General features: G+C 30.8%; 10 protein-coding genes. 9 read left to right on the top strand and 1 reads right to left on the bottom strand.

Going from position 1 to position 7047, the window contains the following annotated elements; translation table 11 throughout:
- Positions 1-27: 27 nt before the first annotated feature.
- Together rsmA and Q0U66_RS04875 are read left to right on the top strand one after the other, a co-directional pair.
- Entirely contained in the window at positions 28-903 is an 876-nt protein-coding gene (gene rsmA, locus Q0U66_RS04880; RefSeq protein WP_297378093.1) for a 16S rRNA (adenine(1518)-N(6)/adenine(1519)-N(6))-dimethyltransferase RsmA, read from the top strand.
- 73 nt (positions 904-976) lie between these two features.
- On the top strand, positions 977-1207 hold the full coding sequence (locus Q0U66_RS04875; RefSeq protein ID WP_297378090.1) for a glutaredoxin family protein: 231 nt from the start codon (positions 977-979) through the stop codon (positions 1205-1207).
- A gap of 53 nt (positions 1208-1260) precedes the next feature.
- Here the strand turns inward: Q0U66_RS04875 and Q0U66_RS04870 are convergent, their stop codons facing one another.
- Entirely contained in the window at positions 1261-1467 is a 207-nt protein-coding gene (locus Q0U66_RS04870) for a DUF1858 domain-containing protein (protein WP_234994065.1), read from the bottom strand.
- Positions 1468-1652: 185 nt separating this feature from the next.
- Between Q0U66_RS04870 and Q0U66_RS04865 the strand changes: the two genes are divergently transcribed.
- The 7 genes from Q0U66_RS04865 to whiA all read left to right on the top strand — a co-directional run bounded on the left by Q0U66_RS04865 (position 1653) and on the right by whiA (position 6827).
- On the top strand, positions 1653-1895 hold the full coding sequence (locus Q0U66_RS04865) for a Veg family protein (RefSeq protein WP_103981903.1): 243 nt from the start codon (positions 1653-1655) through the stop codon (positions 1893-1895).
- Positions 1896-1943: 48 nt separating this feature from the next.
- Positions 1944-2738, top strand: a complete 795-nt coding sequence (murI, locus tag Q0U66_RS04860; RefSeq protein WP_297378088.1) for a glutamate racemase — start codon at positions 1944-1946, stop codon at positions 2736-2738.
- A 69-nt stretch (positions 2739-2807) separates the two neighbouring features.
- Positions 2808-3701 carry a D-alanyl-D-alanine carboxypeptidase family protein gene (locus tag Q0U66_RS04855; protein WP_297378086.1) on the top strand — a complete coding sequence of 298 codons (894 nt, stop codon included), beginning with the start codon at positions 2808-2810 and terminating at the stop codon, positions 3699-3701.
- Positions 3702-3708: 7 nt separating this feature from the next.
- A complete protein-coding gene (murB, locus tag Q0U66_RS04850; protein WP_297378083.1) occupies positions 3709-4617 on the top strand; it encodes a UDP-N-acetylmuramate dehydrogenase in 909 nt (302 codons plus the stop codon).
- Between the two features lie 12 nt (positions 4618-4629).
- Positions 4630-5475: an RNase adapter RapZ gene (gene rapZ / locus Q0U66_RS04845; RefSeq protein ID WP_297378080.1), complete on the top strand. Its 846-nt coding sequence runs from the start codon at positions 4630-4632 to the stop codon at positions 5473-5475.
- 10 nt (positions 5476-5485) lie between these two features.
- Positions 5486-5914, top strand: a complete 429-nt coding sequence (locus Q0U66_RS04840; RefSeq protein ID WP_297378077.1) for an NUDIX hydrolase — start codon at positions 5486-5488, stop codon at positions 5912-5914.
- Entirely contained in the window at positions 5898-6827 is a 930-nt protein-coding gene (whiA, locus tag Q0U66_RS04835) for a DNA-binding protein WhiA (protein WP_297378074.1), read from the top strand. The genes Q0U66_RS04840 and whiA overlap by 17 nt, the downstream gene beginning before the upstream one ends.
- Positions 6828-7047: the final 220 nt, after the last annotated feature.

Raw genomic sequence — 7047 nt, 5'->3', positions numbered from 1 at the left:
AAGGCCTTAGAGGAAATAGGAGGATAAATGTCAAGAGAAAGATTATACTCACCTAAAGTAATTAAACAATTATTAAAAGCTTTTGACTTTTCTTTTTCAAAAGGCTTAGGACAGAACTTTCTGATCGATGGGAATGTTGTTAGGTCCATATCAGAAGGTGCTGAAATCACAAAAGACGACTATGTTCTAGAAATAGGGCCAGGCTTTGGTACCTTGACAGAAGAACTCCTTATGAAGGCTAAGAAAGTCGTGTCAGTAGAAATTGATGAAAGATTAAACCAGGTTTTGATGCAGACCTTATCTGGTTTTGATAATTTTGTCTTGGTAAATGCAGATATCCTAAAGGCGGACTTAAAGAAGCTTGTAGAAGAACAGTTTGATAACCAGCCTTTTAAAGTTGTTGCAAACCTACCATACTATATTACAACCCCTATAATTGAATTATTTTTGAAAAGTGACTTAAATGTTGAATCCTTGACTGTAATGGTTCAAAAAGAAGTTGGGGATAGGATATTGGCAAATCCTGGGAATAAAACCTATGGATCTTTAACAGTCTTTACTCAATACTATGCAGATGCTAGCTTAGTGACAAGAGCTCCTAAGAGTGTTTTTATGCCACAGCCTAAGGTTGATAGCGTGGTTATAAAACTAGACATGAAAAAAGAATTACCACAAGTTGATGAAAAAGTTTTCTTCAAATTGATGAGGGGAGCTTTTACTAAACGTAGAAAAAATATATTGAATTCACTTACCACTGATACATCTCTAGCTATAAGTAAGGAAGAGATGAAAGCTATATTGGAGTCTTTAAACCTATCTACAAATTTAAGAGCGGAAGATTTATCCTACATAGACTACTTAAATATAGCCGAATTGGTTGAAAAAAAACATAAAGTTGATTAAAATATATTATACAGGGTAATAAATAATAAGCTAGATAAAATAAGCATAAATAAATAAGAAAAAGGAGATACAAATGAAAAAAGTAACAGTATATACATCAAACACATGTCCTTATTGCGTAGCTGCAAAGGATTTCTTAACAGAAAACAATGTTGAGTTTGAAGAAAAAAACGTAACAGAAAGTTTAGACTATAGAGAAGAATTATTATCAAAAGGCTACAGAGGTGTTCCTGTGTTAGTAATTGGTGATGAAGAAATAGTTGGCTTTGACCAAAATAGAATAACAGAATTATTAGGATTATAAGATAAGACTATTAATTTAAAAGACCGAAAAAATTGATTTTTCGGTCTTTTTTCTTATTCATTTAGAGCTTCTATTAATACTTCAGGTTCGATGCCATGTACGTAAGCGGCTTCTTCAACAGTTTCTAACTGGCTAGCAGGACAACCTATACAGGCAAAACCAAAAGACATCAAGGTTCCCAACGTTCTAGGTTTTAATGTGATAACATCTGCTAAAATCATATCTCCAGTAATCTCTATATCATTAAATTGATCTGTCATAATACACCTCCCTTAATATATATGAAATCATATTAAAATGATTATACTATAAAGAAGAAGAAAAACAAATAAAAAATAAGTTGACAAGAGACTTTATATTAGCTATAATTATTAATTTATTTGACTTTCACATCATGAAATGTTATAATTAAAACGTTATTAAACATGAAAGTGTGGTGATGTATATGAAAAGATCAGATGCATTGGCGGCAATCAGAAGTGAAGTAGAAGAAAATATCGGCAAAAAAGTACAATTGAGTGCTGATAAGGGAAGGAAGAAAATAGTTACTAGAGTAGGATATATAGAAAATGCTTTTCCAAATATATTCACTGTTAGAGTGAGTAATGAATACGATGAAAGCTTAACTTTATCATATACCTATTCGGATATATTAACATCAACTGTAAAAATGAAAGTTGTAAGTTAAAAGTAAGCATCTTACGATGCTTTTTTATTTTTAAATATGGAGTAAAAAATGAATGATTCACCAATCGGGGTATTCGATTCTGGCCTAGGAGGCCTTACAGTATTAAACGAATTAGTTAAAATATTACCTGAGGAAAATTTCATATACCTTGCTGATTTAAAATACAGCCCATACGGAGACAAGAGTGAGATAGAACTTGAATACATAATTAAAAGGGTGCTGAGATATTTTGTGGAAAAGAAAGTCAAGTTGATAGTAGTTGCCTGCAATACTGCGTCAACCATGGACTTGATTAAAAAAAATCAAGTGGAAGATATACCTATTATCAATGTTATAGATGCGGCAGTTGATTTAGTTGATGAAAAAGTTGAAAATCTTTTGTTGTTAGCTACTAAAAAAACTACAGAATCTAAAACTTATGATGAAAAAATAAAAGTTAAAAATCCTGGTATTAATTTAATTAAGCAAGCTTGTCCAAGTTTTGTTCCTGCTATAGAATCAGGAAAGTTAAATGATGAAGAAATTCAAAACCTTGTTGACCAAGACTTGAAAAGATACAGGGACAATAAACTTGACGCTGCTATATTAGGGTGTACCCACTATCCCTTGTGGTATGACTTTATAAGAAAATCTTTGAATAAAGAAGTTAAGATCTACGACCCTGCTCAAAGTTTAGCTCAAAAGGCGAAAAACTTCTTAGAGGAAAGAAATATGTTAAGGCGTGGAGATTCCTATAAACTAGCTGTTTCTGCTGATTATTGTGGAGAATTTAACAAAAAATCCAGAAAAATATTAAAAAATTATAAGTTTGATAAAATAGAAGAAATTAATATAGATTTCTAGTGGTTAGCACTTTATTTAAGTTACTATATATAGTATAATTGTATAGGAATAAATATGTGAGGCCTAGAGATGAATGAAATTAGAAAAAATCAAATAAAAAGAATTTTGAATCAAGAGAAAAGAAAAAGAAAAGCTAAAATTAGATTGGTTGCAGGAGCTTTAGCGGTTTCCATGGGTCTTACTTTAGCTTATTTTTCTTTTTTTAATAAAAATAATGCTAGTGCTGATACTGGCGAAAATACATCAATAGTTGAAAGTATAAATGAGTTAAATGAAGAGTATACAGACAAGGTGATATCTTACAAAAAGCTAGCTGAAGATAGCCCGGCCTATAAAGTTGTAAAGACCAATCCAGAGATTAGTTATAGGCTTAAAAAGGGAGATTATGTAGAGTTTTATGGGCAAAAAAACACCTGGGCTAAAATATCAAAAAATGGCCAAATAGCCTATATTCAATATGACAAGTTAATAGCAAGTAAGGATAATGAATTAGTCGTTAAAAGAGGCTTGTTGATGGATGGTAAAAATTACTCCATACCAGAAGATTTTAATGAAGCTTTTGATCCTGAGGTGGAAAATGCTTTATTAGTCATGATTGAAGCTATGAAAAGAGAAGGATATAACATAGGAGTTTCTAGGAACTTACTTGAAAAAGATTTTGCAAAACAGGAACTTGATAAAGATGCAGAATTTGACTATCCTGACTATAAAAATCATACCCTTAGAACAGGTAAGTCTGTTGAATTCTCTGTAAAGGATAATAAATCCTTTAAAGAAAGCAATGAAGGCAGATGGCTTCAAGCTAATGCTCACAAATTTGGGTTCATTCTTAGATATCCTAGAGGAGAAGAAAATGTAACAGGTTTTTATCCTAATGATAGGGTCTACAGATATGTTGGTGTAGATATAGCTACAGACATGTATGAAAATGATATGACTTTAGAAGAATATTTTGATTTATAGGTGAGAGATGAGAGAAAAAATAAAAAATAAAATTTTATCTGGCGATTTTGGTAAATTTTTATTAAATGAAGAATTAAAAAAATATACAACTATGCATATAGGTGGTCCTGCGGACATCCTAATTATGCCGGAATCTGAAGACCAATTGACTGGTCTTGTTAAATTCTTAAAAGGAGAGGATATCCCTCTTACATTCATAGGAAGAGGATCTAACCTTCTTATTAGAGACAAGGGTATTAGAGGTGTAGTTGTTGTTTTAAGAGAAAATTATTCTGAAATAAAAGTGGAAGGAAATCTTGTGAAAGCCCAAGCTGGGGCCGCCTTAAGAGATGCTGCCATAGCATCTTTTGAAAATTCTTTGACAGGCATGGAAGCTGTCAGTGGAATACCAGGATCAGTAGGTGGGGGCGTTATTATGAATGCCGGTGCCTATGGGACTGAAATGAAAGATATAATTAAAAATGTAAAAACCATGGATAAAGATGGAAATATAAAAGTCTATACAAATGAAGAAATGGACTTTTCATATAGACATTCTTTAGCTGGTGAAAAAGGACTTATAGTATTAGAAGCTAGTTTTGAGTTAAAAGAAGCTGAGAAAGAAAAAATATATGAAGCTTTCGAAGATTTTGATTATAAAAGATCATCAAGACAGCCTTTAGAAAGGTATTCTGCAGGTTCTACCTTCAAGAGACCAGAGGGATACTTTGCATCTAAGTTGATAGATGAGGCTGGTTTAAGAGGATTCACCATAAATCAAGCGCAAGTTTCTGAAAAGCATACAGGATTTTTAATCAATATTGAAAACTCAACCTGTGAAAATATGTTAGAGTTAATAAAAGAAGTACAAAAAATAATAATGGACAAGTATTCAGTAAAACTTGAAAGGGAAGTAAAGCTAATAGGCGAAGAATAGAAAGGGGTTAGCATGGAGATTATAATTATCACTGGCATGAGTGGTGCTGGTAAAACATCAGCTGTAAATATTGCACAAGACAATGATTATACTAGTATTGATAATTTGCCTCCAGAGCTAATATATTCATATATCGACCTGTTAAAAGAAAAAAACAAAGAGGTTGAGAAGCTTGCTTTTGTAATAGATATAAGAGCAGGAAGTTTATTGTCTGGTATAGAAAAAGTTATTACTGATCTTAGAAAGCAAGGTCACAATCTTAAAGTTGTTTTTATTGACGCCAATGATGATGAGTTAATAAGAAGATACCAAGAAAAAAGAAGACCCCACCCTTATAAGGACATGGTTCTTGAAAATGCTATAAAAAAAGAAAGAGAAGACCTATTAAAAATTAGAGAACTATCGGATTATTATATAGACACTTCTTCCAATAGTTTAAATCAGTTGAATGCTAGACTTTTAGAAATCTTACAAGTTAAAAACGAAGCTAATCTTAAATTTGTTAGTTTCGGATTTAAATATGGCATATTAAAAGAAGCAGATTACATATTTGATGTTCGATTTATAGACAATCCTTTCTATATAAAAGAGTTAAAACATAAAACAGGCAAGGATGAAGAAGTTGAAAAATATGTTATGTCATATTCTAAGGCTGAAACTTTTGTTGAAAAAATAGCTGACCTTATAGACTATATAGCACCTAGCTTTACTGAACAAAGTAAAAACAACCTATTAATTGGTATAGGCTGTACGGGTGGCCAACATAGGTCTGTAGCCATAGCTGAAAAACTACACAATACATTAAAAGAAAAATATAATTCATCCGTATTTCATAGAGATTCAGATAAATGGCATTAGGAGGGTGATGATGAAAGAGCATAGTGCTGGTGGAGTGGTCATAAAAGACGAAAAAGTACTATTATTGAGAAAGTACTATGGTGACTGGGTTCTACCAAAAGGAAAAATTGAAAAAGGTGAAACTACTTCTATTACAGCGAAAAGAGAAGTTGAGGAAGAGTCAGGAGTAAAGGCGGAGCCAGTAAGGAAAATTGGTTATGCTCGTTATTACTACTACAACCAAAATAATCAAAAAGTATCCAAACGAGTAGATTATTACCTTATGTCATATAAGGCAGGCGATTTAAAGCCTCAAAATGAAGAAGGTTTTGCTGTAGCGGAATTTATAGATTTTGACCAAGCATTAATTAATTTAAAACATGATTCTGAAAAAAATATGGTAAAAAATGCTATAAAACAATATAAAAAATTAAGGGAAAAAGATGACATTTTCAAATGATATTAACAAGGAGCTTTCCCAACTAAAAATTTCTAATAAAATAGAAGCTTTATTAGAACTATCTTCAATATTAAAGACAAATGCAAGCATTTCTATAAGAAATGCTTTTATTAATATTAACTTTAGTACGGAAAGTGAATATGTAGTTAAAAGGATTAACAATTTAATAAAATATATTTATGACTATGAAACTAATATATCTATAGTGAAAAATGATAATATTATGAAAGAAGGTCTTTATAATTTGACTATAGAAGATGAAGATATAGCTAATAGGATAATAAATGATAGTGGATTCGATTATTTTGGAAACTATCAAAGTAGTTTGTCTACCTTGTTTTCTAGGATAAAAAGCAGCTATAATGGAAGTTCTGCTTTCTTAAGAGGGGCGTATCTAGGCTCAGGATCTATGGTAGATCCCAAAAAGAGTTACCTATTAGAGCTAGTATTTTCTAAAGAAGAAGATGTGAAATTACTAAGTATGGTATTAGAAGAAGAAAATATTATTCCCTTATATAAGGAAAGAAAAGATAAAAAAATAATTTATTTTAAAAACTCAGAGTATATATCAGACTTCTTAAATATTATAAAGGCCAATAAGGCTTTGCTATCTTTAGAAAATGTAAAGGTAGAAAAAGATTTAAGGAATAATATTAATAGAAAAATGAATTTTGACATGGCAAATTTAAATAAGACTATACAAACTGCCATGAAACAGATTCAATACATAGAGAGACTTGAAAAAGAAAAAGCCCTACCAGAAGATTTAAAAGAATTAGCTTATATAAGGAAAGAAAATCCGGAATTATCTATAAAAGAGTTAGGGGAAACGATGAATCCACCATTAAAAAAGTCCTCTGTTGCTTATAAAATGAACAAAATAAAGAATTTAGCAAAAAAGTTTGACAAATGAGTTTTAACTTGCTAATATAGATACTGTCATCAAAAAAGACCTTGTTTATAAGCTTTAGAAAGAATAATTAAAAAAGTTCAAAAAAAAGCTTGACAAAGTTTTTTATAGGTGATAATATATATAAGTCGCTAAGAGAGAGATCTCTTTGAGACGATTTAATAAGAACCTAAACAAATGAATAGTCAAAACTTTTGAGTATAATAATTTCAAAATAAGCTAG

The organism is uncultured Helcococcus sp. (assembly GCF_946998255.1).
Taxonomy (GTDB): Bacteria; Bacillota; Clostridia; order Tissierellales; family Peptoniphilaceae; genus Helcococcus.
Note: the sequence above shows the minus strand (reverse complement) of the source record. Positions and strands in the feature narration are given on the sequence as shown.

Excerpts from the sequence above, each read along its gene's own strand:
- rsmA (WP_297378093.1), top strand. The coding sequence starts at position 28 with ATGTCAAGAGAAAGATTATACTCACCTAAAGTAATTAAACAATTATTA.
- Q0U66_RS04875 (WP_297378090.1), top strand. The coding sequence starts at position 977 with ATGAAAAAAGTAACAGTATATACATCAAACACATGTCCTTATTGCGTA.
- Q0U66_RS04870 (WP_234994065.1), bottom strand. The coding sequence starts at position 1,467 with ATGACAGATCAATTTAATGATATAGAGATTACTGGAGATATGATTTTA.
- Q0U66_RS04865 (WP_103981903.1), top strand. The coding sequence starts at position 1,653 with ATGAAAAGATCAGATGCATTGGCGGCAATCAGAAGTGAAGTAGAAGAA.
- murI (WP_297378088.1), top strand. The coding sequence starts at position 1,944 with ATGAATGATTCACCAATCGGGGTATTCGATTCTGGCCTAGGAGGCCTT.
- Q0U66_RS04855 (WP_297378086.1), top strand. The coding sequence starts at position 2,808 with ATGAATGAAATTAGAAAAAATCAAATAAAAAGAATTTTGAATCAAGAG.
- murB (WP_297378083.1), top strand. The coding sequence starts at position 3,709 with ATGAGAGAAAAAATAAAAAATAAAATTTTATCTGGCGATTTTGGTAAA.
- rapZ (WP_297378080.1), top strand. The coding sequence starts at position 4,630 with ATGGAGATTATAATTATCACTGGCATGAGTGGTGCTGGTAAAACATCA.
- Q0U66_RS04840 (WP_297378077.1), top strand. The coding sequence starts at position 5,486 with ATGAAAGAGCATAGTGCTGGTGGAGTGGTCATAAAAGACGAAAAAGTA.
- whiA (WP_297378074.1), top strand. The coding sequence starts at position 5,898 with ATGACATTTTCAAATGATATTAACAAGGAGCTTTCCCAACTAAAAATT.